The sequence below is a fragment of the Streptomyces aurantiacus genome (assembly GCF_027107535.1).
Lineage (GTDB): Bacteria > Actinomycetota > Actinomycetes > Streptomycetales > Streptomycetaceae > Streptomyces.
Window position 1 is genome coordinate 1,895,651 of sequence record NZ_CP114283.1, and the last position, 17,995, is coordinate 1,913,645.

The following is a 17,995-nucleotide window of genomic DNA, read 5'->3' on the forward strand; positions in this document are numbered from 1 at the left end:
TTGCTGTAAGGCTTTCGTTGGCGATACGGTCACGCGGGCGCCCGGCACCGAAGCCGTGCCGCGGCGCGGGGTCGGACCCGATTGAGCCGTAATCGCAAGGAGTTCACGCCTGTGATACCGAGATGGCCGGCGCCCTGGGTGCGCCGTTCCGCGCAGCGCAGACGAGTCGCGGCCGTCGCCGTGGCCGCTCTCGCGGCAGCGCTCGTCCAGCCCTTCGCCGCCCGCGCGGCCGCCCCGCCCGCACCCCCGTCGGACGCGGCGCTGGCCAAGACGCCCGCCCGCAACGACCTGACCCGCGAGCAGTTCTACTTCGTCCTGCCCGACCGTTTCGCCAACGGCGACACGTCGAACGACAGGGGTGGCCTCACCGGCTCCCGCCTCGACACCGGGTACGACCCCACCGACAAGGGCTTCTACCAGGGCGGTGACCTCAAGGGCCTGACGAAGAAGCTCGACTACATCAAGGGGCTCGGCACCACCGCCATCTGGATGGCGCCGCTCTTCAAGAACCAGCCCGTTCAGGGCACCGGCAAGGACGCATCGGCCGGCTACCACGGCTACTGGATCACCGACTTCACGCAGGTCGACCCGCACTTCGGCACGAACGCGGACCTCGAAAGGCTCATCGACAAGGCCCACGCCAAGGGCATGAAGGTCTTCTTCGACGTCATCACCAACCACACGGCCGACGTCGTCGACTACAAGGAGAAGACCTACGGGTACCTCTCCAAGGGCGCCTTCCCGTACCTGACGAAGGACGGCGAGCCCTTCGACGACGCCGACCACGCGGACGGCACACGGGACTTCCCGAAGACCGACGACGACTCCTTCCCGCGCACGCCCGTCGTGCCCGCCGCGAAGAAGAACGTCAAGGTGCCCTCGTGGCTCAACGACACGTCGATGTACCACAACCGCGGCGACTCGACCTTCGCCGGCGAGAACTCCACGTACGGCGACTTCTCCGGTCTCGACGACCTGTGGACCGAGCGTCCCGAGGTCGTCCGCGGCATGGAGCGGATCTACCAGCGGTGGGTCAGGGACTTCGACATCGACGGCTTCCGGATCGACACCGTCAAGCACGTCAACACGGAGTTCTGGACCCAGTGGGCCACGGCCCTCGACGCGTACGCGGCGAAGCAGGGCCGTGACGACTTCTTCATGTTCGGCGAGGTGTACTCGGCGGACACGTCGATCACCTCCCCGTACGTCACCGAGGGCCGCCTCGACTCGACGCTGGACTTCCCCTTCCAGGACGCGGCGCGCGCCTACGTCTCGCAGGGCGGCAGCGCGAAGCGGCTCGCCTCGGTCTTCGGGGACGACTACAAGTACACGACGGACAAGGCCAACGCGTACGAGCAGGTCACCTTCCTCGGCAACCACGACATGGGCCGCATCGGCACCTTCCTCAAGCAGGACGATCCGAAGGCCTCCGACGCGGAACTGGTGAAGAAGGACAGGCTCGCGAACGAGCTGATGTTCCTCGGCCGCGGCAACCCCGTCGTCTACTACGGCGACGAGCAGGGCTTCACCGGCGCGGGCGGCGACAAGGACGCCCGCCAGACCATGTTCGCCTCGAAGACCGCCGACTACCTGGACGACGACGAGCTCGGCACCGACCGCACGCACGCCGAGGACGCGTACGACACGAGTGCGCCGCTCTACCGGCGGATCAGTGCGCTCGCGAAGCTCCGCAAGGACAACCCGGCCCTCGCCGACGGCATCCAGACCGAGCGGTACGCGGCCGACGGCGCAGGCGTCTACGCCTTCTCCCGGACGGACGCGAAGAGCGGCATCGAGTACGTCGTCGCCGTGAACAACGCCGACCGGGCGAAGGAGGCGACCTTCGCGACCGGTTCCGCGGACATGACGTTCCGCGGGACCTACGGCACCGACGGCACCGACAAGTCCCTCAGGAGCGGCTCCGACAAGAAGGTCACCGTCACCGTCCCGGCCCGCTCCTCGGTCGTGTACAAAGCGGCGGGCAGGCCGGACGCGCCGGGGGACAGGCCGACCGTCACCCTGAAGGCTCCCGCCGAGGGCGCCACCGGCACCGTCGAGCTGACGGCCGACGTCGACGGCGGCCACCTGGCTCGCGTCGTCTTCGCCGCCCAGGTCGGCAACGGCAGGTGGAAGACGCTCGGCTCCGCCGACCACGCCCCGTACAAGGTCACCCAGGTCGTCGGGGACGACGTACCGGCCGGAACCGCCCTGCGCTACAAGGCCGTTGTGATCGACTCGGCCGGGCGTACCGCGAGTGGGACGGCCGCCTCCACCACCGGCACCCCGCCCGCCGAGGAGATCCCGACGGCCTCCTCGCGGGAGTACGCCGTCGTCCACTACAAGCGTGCGGACGGCGACTACACCGACTGGCGGCTGTACGCCTGGGGCGACATCGCCGACGGCGAGACGACCACCTGGCCGGACGGTCACGACTTCGTGGGCCGGGACGCCTACGGGGCCTTCGCCTACGTGAAACTGAAGCCGGGCGCGTCGAACGTGAGCTTCCTCGTCATCGACAAGGACGGCAACAAGGACGTCTCCGCCGACCGCACGATCGACGTCACCAGGACGGGCGAGGTCTGGGTCGAGCAGGGCAAGGAAGCGGTACGGACCGAGCGGCCGGACGCCGACTACCCCTCGCCGGACAAGTCGAAGGCCGTGCTCCACTACCACCGCGCCGACGGGAAGTACGACGGCTGGGGCCTGCACACCTGGGCCGGCGCCGCGAACCCCACGGACTGGTCGAAGCCGCTGCAGCCGGTGCGGACCGACGCGTACGGCGCCGTCTTCGAGGTGCCGCTCGCGGAAGGGGCCACCAGCCTCAGCTACATCCTGCACAAGGGCGACGAGAAGGACCTGCCCACCGACCAGTCGCTCGACCTCACGGCGAACGGTCACGAGGTGTGGCTGCTGAGCGGTCAGGAGAAGTACCTGCTCCCGCAGCCCGCCGGCAGCGCGGCCGCGCTCGACCTGACCACCTCCAAGGCGGTCTGGATCGACCGGAACACGGTCGCCTGGAACGGCGACGAGGCGGCCGCGTCCACCCAGTTGCTGTACTCGCGCATGGGGACCATCGAGGTCGAGGACGGGACCCTCACCAGCGACGACGAGCGCTGGCTGCGGCTCGGCCGGACGACGCTGACGGACGCGCAGAAGGCCAGGTTCCCGCACCTCAAGGCGTACACGGCCTGGTCCGTCGACCCGCGCGACCGCGACCGGGTGCGCGAGGCGCTGCACGGCCAGCTCGTTGCCTCCCAGCGGGCTGCCAATGGTGCCGTGTCGGCGGCGACCGGCGTGCAGATCGCGGGCGTGCTCGACGACCTGTACGGCAGTGCCACGAAGGCGGATCTCGGGCCGGCGTTCACGAAGGGCCGGCCGACGCTCTCCGTGTGGGCGCCCACCGCGCAGGACGTGAAGCTGGAGATCGGCGACAAGGGCGCGTCGGCGAGGACCGTGCCGATGAAGCGGGACGGTGCCACCGGCGTGTGGTCCGTCTCGGGCCCCGGCTCCTGGAAGAACAAGGCCTATCGGTACGTCGTGAAGGTGTGGGCACCCAGCGTCCGCGAGGTCGTCACCAACAAGGTCACCGACCCCTACTCGGTCGCCCTCACCGCGAACTCCACACGCAGTCTCGTCGTCGACCTCGACGACAGGGCCCTCGCCCCGGGCGGTTGGTCCGGCCTGAAGAAGCCGAAGGCCGTCCCGCTGAAGGACGCGCAGATCCAGGAGCTGCACATCCGGGACTTCTCCGTCGAGGACAAGACCGTCCCCGCGAAGGAGAAGGGAACCTATCTCGCCTTCACCGACAAGAACAGCGCGGGCTCCAGGCACCTCAAGAAGCTCGCCGCGTCCGGGACTTCGTACGTGCACCTGCTGCCCGCCTTCGACATCGCCACCATCCCGGAGCGCAAGGCGGACCAGGCGGCCACCGGCTGCGACCTCGCCTCCTACGCCGCCGACTCCGACCAGCAGCAGGAATGCGTGGCGAAGACCGCCGCGAAGGACGCCTACAACTGGGGATACGACCCGTACCACTACACGGTCCCGGAGGGCTCCTACGCCACCGACCCCGACGGGACGGACCGTACCGTCGAGTTCCGGAAGATGGTCAGGTCGCTGAACGAGGACGGCCTGCGGGTCGTCATGGACGTGGTCTACAACCACACCACCGCGAGCGGCCAGGCGGACACGAGCGTGCTCGACAAGGTGGTCCCCGGCTACTACCAGCGGCTCCTCGCCGACGGCGGCGTCGCCACCTCCACCTGCTGTGCCAACACGGCACCCGAGAACGCCATGATGGGCAAGCTGGTCGTCGACTCGATCGTCACCTGGGCCAAGGACTACAAGGTCGACGGCTTCCGCTTCGACCTCATGGGCCACCACCCGAAGGCCAACATCCTGGCCGTCAGGAAGGCCCTCGACGCGCTCACCCCCGCCAAGGACGGCGTCGACGGCAAGAAGATCGTCCTCTACGGCGAGGGCTGGAACTTCGGCGAGATCGCGGACGACGCCCGCTTCGTCCAGGCCACGCAGAAGAACATGGCCGGTACCGGCATCGCCACCTTCTCCGACCGGGCCCGTGACGCCGTGCGCGGCGGCGGCCCGTTCGACGAGGACCCGGGCGTCCAGGGCTTCGCGTCCGGCCTCTACACCGACCCCAACTCCTCGAAGGGCAACGGCACCCCGGCCGAGCAGAAGGCCCGTCTCCTGCACTACCAGGACCTGATCAAGGTGGGCCTGTCCGGCAACCTCGCGCACTACGGCTTCACCGACACCAGCGGCAAGAAGGTGAAGGGCTCCGAGGTCGACTACAACGGGGCCCCCGCCGGCTACGCGGACGCGCCGGGCGACGCCCTCGCGTACGTGGACGCGCACGACAACGAGTCACTGTTCGACGCACTCGCCTTCAAGCTGCCGAAGGACACCCCGGCCGCCGACCGGGCCCGGATGCAGGTCCTCGCGATGGCCACGGCCACCCTGTCGCAGGGCCCGGCACTCTCCCAGGCCGGCACCGACCTGCTGCGGTCCAAGTCCCTGGACCGCAACTCGTACGACAGCGGTGACTGGTTCAACGCCGTCCACTGGGACTGCCGGGACGGCAACGGATTCGGGCGCGGACTGCCGCCGGCCGCCGACAACGGGACCAAGTGGCCCTACGGCAAGCCCCTGTTGACGTCCGCGGGACTCAAGGTGGGCTGCCCGCAGATCGAGGGCGCCGCGGCCGCGTACCGGGATCTGCTGCGGATCCGTACGACCGAGGGCGACTTCGGGCTCGGCAGCGCGGAACAGGTGCAGTCGAAGCTGTCCTTCCCGCTGTCCGGTGCGGACGAGACGCCCGGCGTGATCACGATGGAACTCGGCGACCTCGTCGTCGTCTTCAACGCGACACCCGGAACACGGGAGCAGAGAGTGACGGATCTCAAGGGCACGGCATACGAACTGCACCCCGTACAGGCCGGGGGCGCGGACCCTGCCGTCAAGTCCGCCTCCTACGAGCCGGCATCGGGCACGTTCGCCGTTCCCGGACGGACCGTGGCCGTATTCTCCCGCACCTCCTGACAGGGCACTATCTTGGTGGGGCGGACTCGGGATCCCGGTCCGCCCCACCGGCGTGTCCAAGGGCTGGCAGATGGACGTCAACGGCAAGCGGACAGACGCGACCGTGCTGCTCGTCGACGACGTGGCGGCCGGCCGGTATGCCATGGCCGCCCTGCTGCGCCGGGCCGGCCACCAGGTGGTCCCGGTCGCCTCCGGCCACGAGGCGCTCGTCGAACTCGACGCACGACTGCGCCGGGGAACGCTGCCCGACGTGGCCCTCGTCGACGTGACCCTGCCGGACATGAGCGGCTTTGAACTGTGCCGCAGGCTCAAGGCCCGGCCGCACATGGCAGGCCTGCCCGTCGTGCACTTCTCCGCCTCGCCCGTGGCCCCGGGCGACCGCTGCCGGGGACTGGACGCGGGCGGGGAGGCGTTCGTGACGGTGCCCGCGGAGCCCGAGGAGATCGACGCGGTCGTCCGGGCCGCGGTGCGCGCCGCACGGCTGCGGGCCGACGACCAGACGCTGGCACGGCGGCTGACGCTCCTGTCGGAGACCATCGTCACCATCCAGGCGGCCCGTTCCCTCCAGGAGCTCGCCGACGCCGCCGCCAACGGCACCGCACGGCTCACCGGCGGCCCCGCCGCCGTCTTCTTCCTCGGCCCGGACGACGTGCTGTACCACGGCGTCTCACGGGACCGCACCTCGCTCGCACCGCCGGACGAGGGCGCCCACCGGACCGTGGCCGGGCTGCTCCGGCGCCTCACCCGCGGGCAGGCCGGGGTGCGGATCACCACGGTGGCCGCCCCGCTGTGGCCCGCCGGTTTCTTCCGGCCCGGCGTGCAGCACGACGCCCGCCTGGTGCTGAACCTCACCCAGGACGGCAAGGCCTCGGTGTGCCTGGCCACGCCCACCCGTGGTGTGCGCAGGGTCAATCCGGAGGAGGAGACGTTGGTGGCCCGGCTCGCCCAGGCCACCGCCCTGGCCGCCGAACCACTGCTCATGTACCAGGTCGAACGGCATGTCGCCCTCACCCTCCAGCACAGCTTCCTGCCCCAGCCGCACCGGCTGCCGGAACTGCCGGGCCTCGACGTCGCGGTCCGCTACGTGCCCGCGTCGCAGGAGACCGAGATCGGCGGCGACTTCTACGCCGCGCTGCGCACCCGTGACGGCGTGCTCGCCGCGGTGGGCGACGTCGTCGGACACTCGCTGGAGGCGGCCACCGTCATGGTCGAGATCCGGCACGCGCTGCGCGCCTACTGCGTCGACGAGAGCGACCCGGCCGTGCTCGCCGAGCGCCTCGACAGGATGCTCCAGCACTACCATCCCGAAGTCACCGCCACCGTCTGCCTGGCCCTGATCGACCCCGCCACCGGGCGTGTGCTCGTCGCGAACGCAGGCCACATCCCGCCGCTGATCATCGGGGACGGCGGCGCCGACTACGCCAAGGCCGCCGGCCCGCTGCTCGGGGTGGGGCTGCCCCACCCGGCGCCGACCGAGCTGTTCCTCGCAGCGGGCGACCGGCTCCTCATGGTCACCGACGGCCTGATCGAGACTCGGGGTACGGACCTCGCGACCTCGATGGACCATCTCCGCGCGGCCTCCGCCGGAGCCCTGCCGGGGCTGGACGCACTCTGCGACACGCTCCTCGACTGTTTCGGCCGTGAGCGGGAGGACGACATCGCGCTTCTCGCGCTGAGGCTGTCGTCGGGCTGAGGCTAGGGTGGGACTCCTGTTGTCCTAGAACAGGAGTGCCCATGCCGCAGATCACCGTCGACTATTCCACGTCGCTCGCCGACACCTTCGACCGGCGGGGATTCGCCGTCGCGCTGCACGCCATGGTGGTGGACACGGCCGCCGCGAAGAGCGATGCCTGCAAGACGCGGTTCCGGCCGGTCGAGGACGTCGTCGTCGGCTCGGAGGTGTCGGGGCATGCGCTGGTGCACGTCACGCTGGCGCTGCTCGCCGGGCGCACGGTCGAGACCAAGGCCGCGCTGACCGAGCGGACGCTCGGGCTGGTGCGGGCCCATGTGAAGCCGGCGGAGGGGGTCGCGCTGCACGCCTCCGCCGAGGTGCGGGATCTGGACGCGTCGTACGAGAAGTTCGTGGACTGACGTCCGGGAGGCCCGGGTTCACGGTGCGGGTGGGCGGGGCCGGTCGCGCGGTTTCCCGCGCCCCTGAAAGGATCGCGCCGTTCCCGCGCCCTGTCGGGGGCGCGTCGTCCGGGCTCGGTCAGGACGCGAGTGAGACCAGGCGGCCCATCAGGTCCGCGAAAGGGCCCTCGGGGGGTTCTTCCGCCAGGACGCCTCGCAGGATCGCTGCCATCTCCGGGTCGTACGCGGCGCTCACCGCGGCCAGGGCCGCGAAGTCGTGGACCAGTTGGGCCTCCAGCTCGCCGCGCGGGATGCGGCGGCCGTCCAGCCAGATCAGGGCGGTCGCCTCGGCCAGTGATATCCACGACCGGATGACCAGTTCGAGACGGGCCGGCGGCCGGTCGACGCGCAGATGGGCCAGGATCTGGACGTACGCGGCCTGACGAACGCCGTCGATGAGGGCGTTCGTGCGGGTGACCGTCTTCATCGAGGGGACCCCGCCCGCGGAGACCGCCGGGCCGCCGCGCATCAGCGCCGCGAAACCGGGACCGTGCTCGTCCACGAAGTCGAAGAAACGCCGCATGACCCGCAGCAGCCGGGCGCCCAGCGGGCCTTCCCTGGGCTCGATGAAACGTTCCGCCAGATCGTCCGAGGCGCGCTTCAACGCCGCCTCGTACAGGCTGAGTTTGCCGGGGAAGTAGTGGTAGACCAGCGGTCGTGAGATGCCCGCGGCGGAGGCTATCTCGTCGATGGAGACGTCTTCCGGCGAGCGTCGGCTGAACAGGTCGAGGGCGACGCCGATCAACTGCTGTCGCCGCTCCTCGACGCCCATCCTGCGACGCACCCCGGTTGTCATACGAACACCTTACCGATCGGATCCGGCCGCGAACGGACCGGTGCCGGAGGGATGTTCGCCGGCCCCGGCCGCCCGCCCCGGCCGCCTGCTCCGGCCGCCTGCTCCGGCCGCCCGGCTCAGCGGAGCCCGGCGATCTGCCGTCCGCCGTCCAGCGTCCCCTCCAGGCCCGCTTGGGCGCCCTGCTCGGTCCGTACGTCGAGGAGGTTCCCGCGGGCGGTTCCTCTCACCCCGCCCGACGCACGGATCGACGCCGTGTCCTTGCTTCCGGCGGCGAGGAGATACCAGTCACCCGTGGCGGACTTCCACAGCACGCCCGCCAGGACATGGGGGTCCTTCGCACTGCAGGCGGCCACGTTCTCCGCTTTCGCCACGACCGCGCCGTACGGCTGGCCGGGAGCGTGGAACTGGGCGAGCACCCGGGGGCCCCCGCCGCGCCAGGTGTCGGCCCGGGTGCACAGCCAGTCGGCGGTGCCGCTCGTGTCGGGGAGGGGCTGGCGGGCGTACTGCCAGGAGTTCACCGAGCGGACCCCCTGGCCGCGGACGTCCGCGAGGGAGCAGGCGAGCGGCGCCCAGGTCGCCGCCGAGGCGTCGTGGGGCCGCCCGGGGTGTCCCGAGGTGAGCCGGGCCGGTGTCAGCTCCCCGAGGTCGGTCGTCAGGCGGGTGTCCGTCCGGTCCGTCAGCTCCAGCGCGTTCCAGGAGCGGCACGCGCCGGTCTGCTGGGCCGGACTGGCGAACGGCTCGGTGACCCCGTCGGCCGTGCGCGCCAGCCGGGTCGTACCGGCGCCGGACTTCAGCAGGTCGCGCACGGCGGCGGTACGCACCCAGGGGGCCGTCAGATAGCGGACGTTGCCGTCGGCGCGGCCCAGGACCACCGCGCTCGCGTCCGACCCCGTGGCGCCGTCGACCCGGGCGAAGTCGAGGGCGGCGCCCTGGGTGCCGTCCTTCGGCTCGGCGTACCGCACGATGCGCAGCCCGTCGTGGAGGAGCACGACCCGGCTCTGGTCGACCTCGCCCGCGAACAGCAGCTGGGGCGGTCCCGGTGGGGCGCCCGCCGGGGTGCCCGGGGTGGCCGAAACCTGTACGGACCCGCCGGGGCGGGCCCAGACGGCGAGCGCGCGGCGCAGCAGAGCCTTGTCGCCGGTGAGTCCGCCGCGCGCGGGCCACACGGAGAAGTCGGTGCGCGCGGACGACTGCCACGCGACCGCCGGGACCCGTGTGAGTCTGCCGGGGTCCAGGGCGGCCTGGGCCGACGGGTTCCGTGCGTACGGGGGCGCGGCCGCCCCGTCGGGTCCCCAGCCCTCGCCGGGCAGGCCGAGGAGCGCCCCGCAGACCGCCACCGCGGCGGCCGCCGCGATCGCCGCCTTCGTGTGCTGGCGGCGCCGCATCAGATCGGTGGGCCGGGCGTGCAGGGAGCACGGGTCGAACTCGGGGGACACCAGCAGCTCGTGCCGTGCGTCCACGCCGTCCGCCTCGGCGAGGGCGGCGGCCGGGTCGTCCTCGCCGGCCGCGGCCAGCACCTTGCGCACGTCCGCGTCGGCCAGCCGCTCCAGTCCACGCAGGACGTAGGCGGCACGGGCCGGGGCGGACAGGCCCGACAGGCTCTGGTCCAGGGCGAGTTCGTCGGCTCCGCCCGACCGCGGGAAGAGCCGCAGACCCCACACCTGGGGGAGCAGCGGCGGCAGCTGCGCCCGCTTGGGCCAGGCCCGGAAGGTCAGCGGCCGGCCGGCCTCCAGCGCCGAACGCAGCACGCGAAGGCGCACGTACGCGTATCCGGGATCGCCGTCGCGGCCCGGGGCGGCGCCCTTCTGGGCCGGGACGACCGTGGCGTCACCGGAGATCCGGCCGCGGGGCAGGGTGCGCTGGGTGAGCGCGTGCGCGGTGAGCACCCGGCGGTTGCGGCCGAGGCTCGGCGGCAGTACCAGATAGGCGAGCCGGACGAGCCGCGGGTAGTGCTCGACGAGCGAGGCCTCGGCCTGCTCTACGTCGACCACCGGTCCGCAGGCGGCGGCTGATGCGGGGCTGGGGCGCGGGGCGACATCCTGTGACTGCACGTTCAGCAGAACGAGCGAATCGGCGGTTGGTCACCTGGACTGCCCCGAGTCCGCGGGGAGTTGCTCCGGAACCGGGCCGGAACTACTTCTCCGGCGCCACGAGCAGACGCGCGTAGTTCGCCATCGAGCGCTGGTAGCGCGGCAGGTGCGGGGCGAGTGCGCCCAGTGCGAGGGAGAGTCCCTCGCGCTCGCGGCCCAGGCTCGCCAGGCACAGCGCGAGCGTGGCCCGCACGGCGTCGTCCAACTCGTCGGAGGGGCCGTCGAGTTCGGGTGTGAGGAGCTTGACGCCCTCCTCCGCCTGTCCGATGTTCCGCAGCGAACTGGAAAGCTGGATCTTCGCGCGCCGCCCGCGGTATCCGTCGAGCCCGCGCGCCAGGGCCTCCCGGTACAGCGGCACGGCCTTGTCCGAGTGGCCGGTCGAGTCCCAGGCGCAGGCCTGCTCGAAGGGGCCGACCGGACTGTCGGCGGGCAGTTCGGCGACGAGCCCGTCGATCACCGCGCGGAAGTCGGCCGCCCGGTCCTGCATGTGGTCGTCGAAGCCGGCCCAGGCGGCCGCCACGCGCTCTTCCCAGTCCGCTGCCGCGGTCTCTGCCGTCATGGGGTCAGCCTCGCACGGGTGTGCCCGCGACCCGCACCGGTTTTACGCGATCATCGCCGAGGGCCGCCTCCTCGACGGCCGGTGTGGCCCACGTCACTGCGCCGTGCCCCGCGGTGCCGGTAGGACGGAACCGTTCACCTGTGCCGTCATGCTGGGCGGGACCGAGACGGAAGAGGATCGCATGCCCGTACGGCAGCCGATTGAGCGCGGAGCATGCCGGAGCCGTATCGAAGGCGGGGCCCTTCTGCCGGGGCTCTCGACGGCGTGGGCCGGGACCCAGTCTCCCAGGCCGGAACCGACCCGGAGGTACGTACGAATGAGTGTGACGAGGAAGAGGCTCGCGGCCGGTACGGCCGGGGCGGCCCTGGCACTGCTGGCGGTGACCGGCTGCGGTTCCGGGGACGGCGGGGCGAAGGTACCCGCGACCGCGTCCGGGAGCCTGGAGCACATCGCGAGCGAGGCGGGCTGCAAGCCGAACATGCAGACGGACGCGGACACGATCCGCCAGGCCATCTGCAAGAGCTCCGACGGCAAGTACGTCCTCGCGACGTTCGCCACCGACCGCGGGCAGCGCGAGTGGCTGAACGAGGCGAAGGACTACGGCGGCTACTACCTCGTCGGCCGCAAGTGGGTCGCCGTCGGCAAGGAGAAGACGGTCACGGCGCTCCGTGACCAGCTCGGCGGGACCATGGAGGAGGGCTCCGAGCACATGAACCCCGGAGGCAGCCACAACAGCGGCGGGCACAAGAGCGGCAGCCACAAGAGCTGACCTCGTCACGACAGCGGCCACGCCACGGCCGACCGCGCGGGTCGGGAAGACGGACGAAAGCCGGCGGTGGGAGATCCCACCGCCGGCTTCCTACTGCTCACTGCCTGGTGCTACTGGCAGTCCTGGCCGCTGTTGATGCAGTCGACGACCTCGTTCATCGTGTTCTCGTCGAAGAAGTTGATGAAGTCGTTGTGGTCGGTGATCGCCTTGTGCAGCTGGTCCGGGAAGCCGTCCACCGCGAACGGGTTCACGACCTGTCCGTTCTCGATCTGCGGCGCCGGAACGTCGTAGACCAGACGGGCCTGGAGCTGGGGGATGGCCTGGAAGCCGTTGGCGCAGGTGCCGTCCTCCTGCACGAAGGCCACGTGCGTGCGGTGGTTGGCGCTGTCGATGTTCTGGCCGTCCCAGCAGCTCTGGAAGAAGGACGTCCGCACCACCGAGCTGCCCTCGGGGCAGATCGGGTACTTGTCCGTCAGCTGCCGGTCCTCGAAGCCGGTGCAGCTCCAGTTCGTGTTGGCGTTGGCCAGGCCGTTGGTGAAGGCCTTGGCGTCACCGGTGATGATGCGCAGGGCCTGCGGCATCGCGACGACATCGCCCGCCTTGTTGCCGACGAACTTCAGCTCCGCCGCGCTGGCTTCGAGGATCTTGCCGATGTTGCCTTCCGCACCGCCACCGAGGTCGTTCGCGTCGAACTCGGCCGTACCATCCTGCAGACGCAGCACCGGCCAGTAGTACGACGACTTGTCGCCCTGGTTCTGGCAGCTGGTGTCGGCCTGGAGGAACTCCTGGTCGCTGGTGAAGGCGTTGTTGTCCTGGTTGCCGACGTAGTCGTGCGTGTGCTGCGCACCGTTGTCGACACCCGGAGCGACGATGATGTTGTCCGAGTTGTGGTTGTCGTTCCCGTTGGTGCCACAGCTGGTGGTGAAGGTACCCGTCGAACCACCGTCACCGTTCGCCGGGAGCCCGTTTCCACCTACACCCTTGGCGCCGCCGTTCGGCTGAACCTGGGTGATGTCCTGGAAGTCGGCTGCCACCGGGCCGTTGATGACCTGGTCGCCGTCGCCACCCTGGTCGCCGTTGCCCCCCTGGTCCTGACCGCCGTTGTCGCCCTGGTCCTGGCCGCCGTCATTGCCCTGGTCCTGGCCGCCGTTACCGTTCTGGCCGCCGTTGTTCTGGCCTTGGCCTTCACCGGCGTTGATCTGGTCTGCCCCCATGCCCTGGCACTCGGCGAGCTGGTCGGCGCCCTGCGGAGCCTTGCCACCGGCTCGCTTGATGTTGATGTTGATGCGGTCGATCGTGGCCACCCGCTTGGACTTCAGCGGGCCGAGGATGGCGTTGTTGACGAAGCCGGTATCCCCCGCCTGAGCCTGGCGTGTGTCCGCAAGACGCTTATAGGCCTCCGTGACCTGTTGGTCGAGCTGCGCCAGCTCCTTGTCGACACCGGCGCGCGCACCCTTGGGGACATCGGTCAGTTGCTGTCCGACGTCCGGGCATTTGATCGTGGCCACAGATGCGGCGTTCGTCTGTGCGTTCCGCGTCGAGTTCTTGCCCTCGCCCGCGGAAGCGTAGATGTTGGCCGCAAGCAGACCGCCGCCACCCAGTGCGAGAGCCGCCGATGCGGCTATCGCCCGGTTGGCGAGCGTGGAGCGGCGTTTACGGTTCGTGCGTCCCATGGAACTCCTCTGGCTTCCTTGCGGGGGCATCGAGGCGCCCGGCAGGAGGTGAAGCGGCTCCGTTCAATACGGAGGAGGTTCATGGGGCGTTCAGAGGCCTCGGAAATTACTGGGGCTTCTGAGGTGCAATTCCGGCGCAAGGGGCTCAGAAGCCCCTGAAACAACGGCAGTTGCGGCGCGAATTTTGAATATCATTCAGCGGAAACGGAACGCGGGACCGGTCTTCCGGCCGGCCCGTGCGCGACCGTCGCCGATCTCCGCCGGCCTTTCTTCCGGGGCCTTTCAGCGGCCCTGGTCCAAATAGGCGAGAACCGCCAGAACGCGCCGGTTGTCATCGTCCGAGACGTCCAGGTCCAACTTCGCGAAGATGTTGGACGTGTGCTTGGCGATCGCCCGCTCCGTGACCACGAGTTGGCCCGCGATCGCCGCATTCGACCTGCCCTGCGCCATCAGTTCCAAAACCTCCAGCTCGCGCGGGGTCAGCCGGCCCAGCGGCCGGTCGTCGGCCTGGCGCCGCGACAACAACTGCTGGATGACCTGCGGATCCATCGCCGTACCGCCCGCCGCCACCCGGCGCACCGCGTCGATGAACTGCTCGGCGTCGAACACCCGGTCCTTGAGCAGGTATCCGATCCCGCCGGCCCCGTCGGCGAGCAGCTCACGCGCGTACAACTGCTCGACGTGCTGCGACAGCACGAGCACCGGCAGCCCGGGTCTGGCCCGGCGGGCCGCGAGCGCGCACTGCAGACCCTCGTCGGTGTGCGAGGGCGGCAGCCGTACGTCGACCACGGCGACGTCCGGTGCCAACTCGGCGAAGGCCCGGGTCAGTTCGGGTCCGCTCTCGACGGCGGCGGCGATCTCGAAGTCGAACGCCTCCAGCATCCGCACCAGGCCGTCACGCAGCAGGAACAGGTCTTCGGCTAGGACAACTCGCAAGGGATCTCCATGGTCACCATGGTGGGGCCGCCCACGGGACTGCTGACGGCAAGGACGCCGTCGAATGTACCGAGTCGCCGTTCGACTCCGGAGAGTCCCGAGCCCCCGCCGGTGGTGGCGCCGCCCCTGCCGTCGTCGGTGACGGTGACCCGCAGCATGCCGCCGTGCACCGGGGCGTGATGGACGTCGACCCAGATGCGCTCGGCACCCGAGTGCTTGACCGCGTTGGTGAGGACCTCGCTGACGGCGAAGTACGCCGCGGACTCCACCGGCGCCCCGAGCCGGCCGGTCAGGGACATGTCGACCTCCGTCCCGATCGGCATCCGCAGCGCCAGCGCCCTGACCGCGTCACCGAGTCCGCGCTCCGCGAGCACGGGGGGATGGATACCCCGTACGAGGTCGCGCAGTTCGGTGAGGGCCTCGGCGGAGGACCTGCGTGCCTGTGCGAGCAGTTGCCTGGCCTTCGCCGGGTCCTTCTCGATCAGGGCATCGATCGTGCCGAGATCCATGCCCATCGCGACCAGCCGCGCCTGTGCCCCGTCGTGCAGGTCCCGCTCGATCCGGCGCAGTTCGGCCGCGGAGGTGTCGACCGCGTCGCGCCGCGTCTCGGTGAGCACGCGGACGCGCTCGGCGAGCTCTCCCTGGCCCGACGCGAGGACGGACCGCGTCAGCAGGAAGTGGACGCGCAGGAGGTAGGGGGCCGTGTAGACACAGGTGACGAGCAGCGCGGCGCCCAGGGCCGCCGCGCCCAGCGCGCTGAGCTGCCCGCCGACCGGCACGAACCCGTACCACCAGCCGACGTACGTGCCGTCGGTGAAGACCCGCCACAGCCCGGCGGCCAGGGCGAACCCCTCGAAGGGATAGGCGAGCAGCGCGGCGGGCAGCAGCGCGGTGACGAAGCCCGCGGTCATGTCGACCGGGAGCCACAGGAGGTCCCGCCGGACGGCCGGATCGCCGAGCAGGTGGAAGCACCGGCCCCACGGATTGGCGCCCTTCGGGACCGGCCGGTACGCGGGCGGAATCCGCACCCCGCACCACCGGGCCGCCACCAGCCGCCGCCAGTCGGCGAAGCCGCGCACGGCGGCCAGTACCCACGGTGTCGTGACGATGCCGATGCCCAGGGGCACCAGGACGATCGACACGACGGCCAGCACGAACAGGACGATCGACCCGGCCGGCGCCACCACGGCCAGCACCAGAGCCCGCACCCCGGCGAGCGCCGCGGCCCGCACCCTGCCGACCGTCCTGTTGTCGTCCGTCCTGCCGTCCTCGTTGCTGTCCATGCCCTCAGTCTCGCCCAACTCGTCGCCGCGGTCAGGGGGCCGAACCACCCGGAAGGGGGTGGTGCCGGCACCACCCCCCGCCGCGCTCAGCCGGCCAGGACCTTCGCCTCCACGACGGGGTCGAGCCCCACCACGGGCCGGTCGGGGCGCTGGGGAGCGGCACCGCCGATGTCCTGCAGCCAGCTCCAGGTGTCGGCGACCGTTTCGGAGACGGGACGGCACCGGAGCCCGTCCCGCACGGCCTTCGACACGTCGGCCCTGTGCATCATGTCGTGCGACTCCGAGCCCGGCGGCACCCACACGGGCAGTTGCACCCACGGCTCGATGCCGGCCGCCAGGATCACGTCGGGCTCGGTCCACCGCAGCTCGGCCGCGCCGCCCGTGACCCGCGCGCACGCGTCGAGCAGCGTCCCCATGGTGGCGTGCCCCGACGGGCTGATGAGGTTGTACGCCCCGCTCGCACCGCCCTCCACGGCCGTGAGGGTCCACTCGGCGAGGTCGCGGACGTCGACGTACTGGAGGGGGAGTTCGCGGGGGCCCGGTGCGAGCACGGGCCCGCCGCGCTCGGCCCGGGCCAGCCACCATGGCAGGCGGCCGATGTTCTCGTACGGGCCGAGGATCAGGCCGGCCCGCACCAGCAGTGCCCGCTCCTCGCCGAACGCGTCGAGCACGGCCAGCTCGCCACCGCGCTTGTCGCGGGCGTAGTCGGTCTGCCCGGCGTCGGGGGCGGCGTCCTGCACCACCGGGGCGCTCTCGTCGTAGCCGGCCGGCTGCGGCCACGCGTACACGGAACAGCTCGACACGTACACGTACGTGCGGGCCCGGTCCTTCAGCAGCCGGGCCGCGTCCCGCACGATCCGGGGAGCGGCCGACCACGTGTCGACCACGACGTCCCATTCTCCTTCCGCCAGGGCCGCGAGCCCGTCGGGCGCGGTGCGGTCGCCGTGCAGTGAGGTCACCCCGGCGGGCGGGGCGTGCCGTCCCCGGTGGAAGACGGTCACGTCCCAGCCGCGGCCGAGCGCCGCCTCCACGACCGCCCGCCCGACGAACTCCGTACCACCCAGCATCAGAAGTCTCATGCGGGTGACTCTGCCCTGCTGAGCCGCGCGACGGAACGGGAATCTGCCCACAGGAGAACCGTTCCGCCGGCGGGGCGGTTCAGGGCCGGGCCGGGGGCGGCGTCAACTCCCGGTCGTGGGCGCGTACGTGTATCCGACGCGTCGTACCGTCCGGATGGTGTCCCGGTGCTCCGCGCCGAGCTTGCGGCGCAGCCGGGCGATGTGGACGTCCACGGTCCGGCCGTCGCCCACGTGCCCGTAGCCCCACACCGTGGTGACCAACTGGTCGCGGGTGTGCACCCGGTGCGGGTGCGTCACCAGGTGCGCGAGCAGCTCGAACTCGAGGTACGTGAGGTCGAGCGGCCGCCCGTCGACCTCGGCGGTGCGCCGGAGGGTGTCGACCCGTACACGGGAGCCGTCGCCGGACTCCTGGGACTCCGCCCGGGCCGTCTCCGGTGCGGCGACCGGCAGGAGGGACGGCTGGTCGGCCGGTACGAGCACCAGGTACCCGATCATCGGCGGCCGGCCCGGCAGCGTGGGCAGGGTGTGCGGGGGAGCGGGTAGCCAGGTGGCTCCCGGCGGCAGGAAGGCCGTGACGTCCCTGCCCGGGTTCCCGGCTCCGTCCGGGCGGGCAGGTCCCCAGTCCGCGTCCCGGTCGACGGAACGCAGCCGGTGGCGTGCCGGGCCCGTGGCGGGGGCCGGGGTGGGGGCGGTGGCAACGGCGGAGAAGGAACGGGTGTTCGCCATGAGAGGTCAGCTCTTTCGCGCGAGAGGTCGTCGGAGGACGTACGTCGTGCGCGCTGGCCGAAGGCCGGGAGGTACGGCTTTAGAGGGCCGGCGCGTTCGTCGCGCGACAACACACCCGGTCGAAGTCGTGGTGCTGACGGGAGGGCCAGAAGGGCTCCAGGTCATGACGACCCGTCGCAATGCACTTCCGGAAGCTGGCCATGCCCTCATTGAAGCAGACGCGGGACGTCGGCATCAGTCTCCTCTCACAGGCCGGACACCTCTCGGCCACGATGTGACGCCCTGCCTCCCGCTCGCGCCGGAGTCGGCTGCCTTCTCACCTGCCGAGGGGGCCTGCTCACCCAGGGGCGCGGGGAACCGCGCGACAAGCCCTCACCCACCCGCACCCGCCCATG

General features: G+C 71.2%; 12 protein-coding genes. 4 read left to right on the forward strand and 8 right to left on the reverse strand.

Annotation, left to right across the window (positions count from 1 at the left end):
- The first annotated feature begins 111 nt into the window (after positions 1-111).
- The 3 genes from pulA (at position 112) to O1Q96_RS10070 (ending at position 7,650) form a co-directional block, all read left to right on the forward strand.
- Complete coding sequence (pulA, locus tag O1Q96_RS10060) at positions 112-5,559, forward strand: pullulanase-type alpha-1,6-glucosidase (protein ID WP_269247835.1); 5,448 nt, start codon at positions 112-114, stop codon at positions 5,557-5,559.
- Between the two features lie 70 nt (positions 5,560-5,629).
- Positions 5,630-7,252 (forward strand): fused response regulator/phosphatase, encoded by a 1,623-nt coding sequence (locus O1Q96_RS10065; RefSeq protein WP_269247836.1) that lies wholly within the window; start codon positions 5,630-5,632, stop codon positions 7,250-7,252.
- A 41-nt stretch (positions 7,253-7,293) separates the two neighbouring features.
- Positions 7,294-7,650: a 5-carboxymethyl-2-hydroxymuconate Delta-isomerase gene (locus O1Q96_RS10070; RefSeq protein WP_269247837.1), complete on the forward strand. Its 357-nt coding sequence runs from the start codon at positions 7,294-7,296 to the stop codon at positions 7,648-7,650.
- A 118-nt stretch (positions 7,651-7,768) separates the two neighbouring features.
- Here O1Q96_RS10070 and O1Q96_RS10075 read toward each other — a convergent pair whose 3' ends face one another.
- From O1Q96_RS10075 to O1Q96_RS10085, 3 genes are all read right to left on the reverse strand, one after another.
- A complete protein-coding gene (locus O1Q96_RS10075; protein ID WP_269247838.1) occupies positions 7,769-8,485 on the reverse strand; it encodes a TetR/AcrR family transcriptional regulator in 717 nt (238 codons plus the stop codon).
- 116 nt (positions 8,486-8,601) lie between these two features.
- A complete protein-coding gene (locus tag O1Q96_RS10080) occupies positions 8,602-10,536 on the reverse strand; it encodes a hypothetical protein (RefSeq protein WP_269247839.1) in 1,935 nt (644 codons plus the stop codon).
- Between the two features lie 82 nt (positions 10,537-10,618).
- Positions 10,619-11,134, reverse strand: a complete 516-nt coding sequence (locus O1Q96_RS10085) for a tetratricopeptide repeat protein (protein WP_269247840.1) — start codon at positions 11,132-11,134, stop codon at positions 10,619-10,621.
- Positions 11,135-11,450: 316 nt separating this feature from the next.
- On the opposite strand from O1Q96_RS10085, the gene O1Q96_RS10090 reads away from it, so the two are divergent.
- Positions 11,451-11,903 carry a hypothetical protein gene (locus O1Q96_RS10090; protein WP_269247841.1) on the forward strand — a complete coding sequence of 151 codons (453 nt, stop codon included), beginning with the start codon at positions 11,451-11,453 and terminating at the stop codon, positions 11,901-11,903.
- Positions 11,904-12,013: 110 nt separating this feature from the next.
- Here the strand turns inward: O1Q96_RS10090 and O1Q96_RS10095 are convergent, their stop codons facing one another.
- The 5 genes from O1Q96_RS10095 to O1Q96_RS10115 form a co-directional block, all read right to left on the reverse strand.
- Positions 12,014-13,576: a DUF1996 domain-containing protein gene (locus tag O1Q96_RS10095; protein ID WP_269247842.1), complete on the reverse strand. Its 1,563-nt coding sequence runs from the start codon at positions 13,574-13,576 to the stop codon at positions 12,014-12,016.
- Between the two features lie 282 nt (positions 13,577-13,858).
- Complete coding sequence (locus O1Q96_RS10100; RefSeq protein WP_269247843.1) at positions 13,859-14,512, reverse strand: LuxR C-terminal-related transcriptional regulator; 654 nt, start codon at positions 14,510-14,512, stop codon at positions 13,859-13,861.
- Complete coding sequence (locus O1Q96_RS10105) at positions 14,497-15,795, reverse strand: sensor histidine kinase (protein ID WP_269247844.1); 1,299 nt, start codon at positions 15,793-15,795, stop codon at positions 14,497-14,499. Before O1Q96_RS10105 ends, O1Q96_RS10100 begins: the two co-directional genes overlap by 16 nt.
- Positions 15,796-15,881: 86 nt before the next feature.
- Positions 15,882-16,874: an SDR family oxidoreductase gene (locus O1Q96_RS10110; RefSeq protein ID WP_269247845.1), complete on the reverse strand. Its 993-nt coding sequence runs from the start codon at positions 16,872-16,874 to the stop codon at positions 15,882-15,884.
- Between the two features lie 102 nt (positions 16,875-16,976).
- A complete protein-coding gene (locus O1Q96_RS10115; RefSeq protein ID WP_269247846.1) occupies positions 16,977-17,600 on the reverse strand; it encodes a winged helix-turn-helix domain-containing protein in 624 nt (207 codons plus the stop codon).
- Positions 17,601-17,995 lie beyond the last annotated feature (395 nt).

Coding starts and splice junctions, on each gene's coding strand:
- O1Q96_RS10090 (WP_269247841.1), top strand. CDS start 11,451: ATGAGTGTGACGAGGAAGAGGCTCGCGGCCGGTACGGCCGGGGCGGCC.
- O1Q96_RS10070 (WP_269247837.1), top strand. CDS start 7,294: ATGCCGCAGATCACCGTCGACTATTCCACGTCGCTCGCCGACACCTTC.
- O1Q96_RS10065 (WP_269247836.1), top strand. CDS start 5,630: ATGGACGTCAACGGCAAGCGGACAGACGCGACCGTGCTGCTCGTCGAC.
- O1Q96_RS10075 (WP_269247838.1), bottom strand. CDS start 8,485: ATGACAACCGGGGTGCGTCGCAGGATGGGCGTCGAGGAGCGGCGACAG.
- O1Q96_RS10115 (WP_269247846.1), bottom strand. CDS start 17,600: ATGGCGAACACCCGTTCCTTCTCCGCCGTTGCCACCGCCCCCACCCCG.
- O1Q96_RS10105 (WP_269247844.1), bottom strand. CDS start 15,795: ATGGACAGCAACGAGGACGGCAGGACGGACGACAACAGGACGGTCGGC.
- O1Q96_RS10110 (WP_269247845.1), bottom strand. CDS start 16,874: ATGAGACTTCTGATGCTGGGTGGTACGGAGTTCGTCGGGCGGGCGGTC.
- O1Q96_RS10085 (WP_269247840.1), bottom strand. CDS start 11,134: ATGACGGCAGAGACCGCGGCAGCGGACTGGGAAGAGCGCGTGGCGGCC.
- O1Q96_RS10095 (WP_269247842.1), bottom strand. CDS start 13,576: ATGGGACGCACGAACCGTAAACGCCGCTCCACGCTCGCCAACCGGGCG.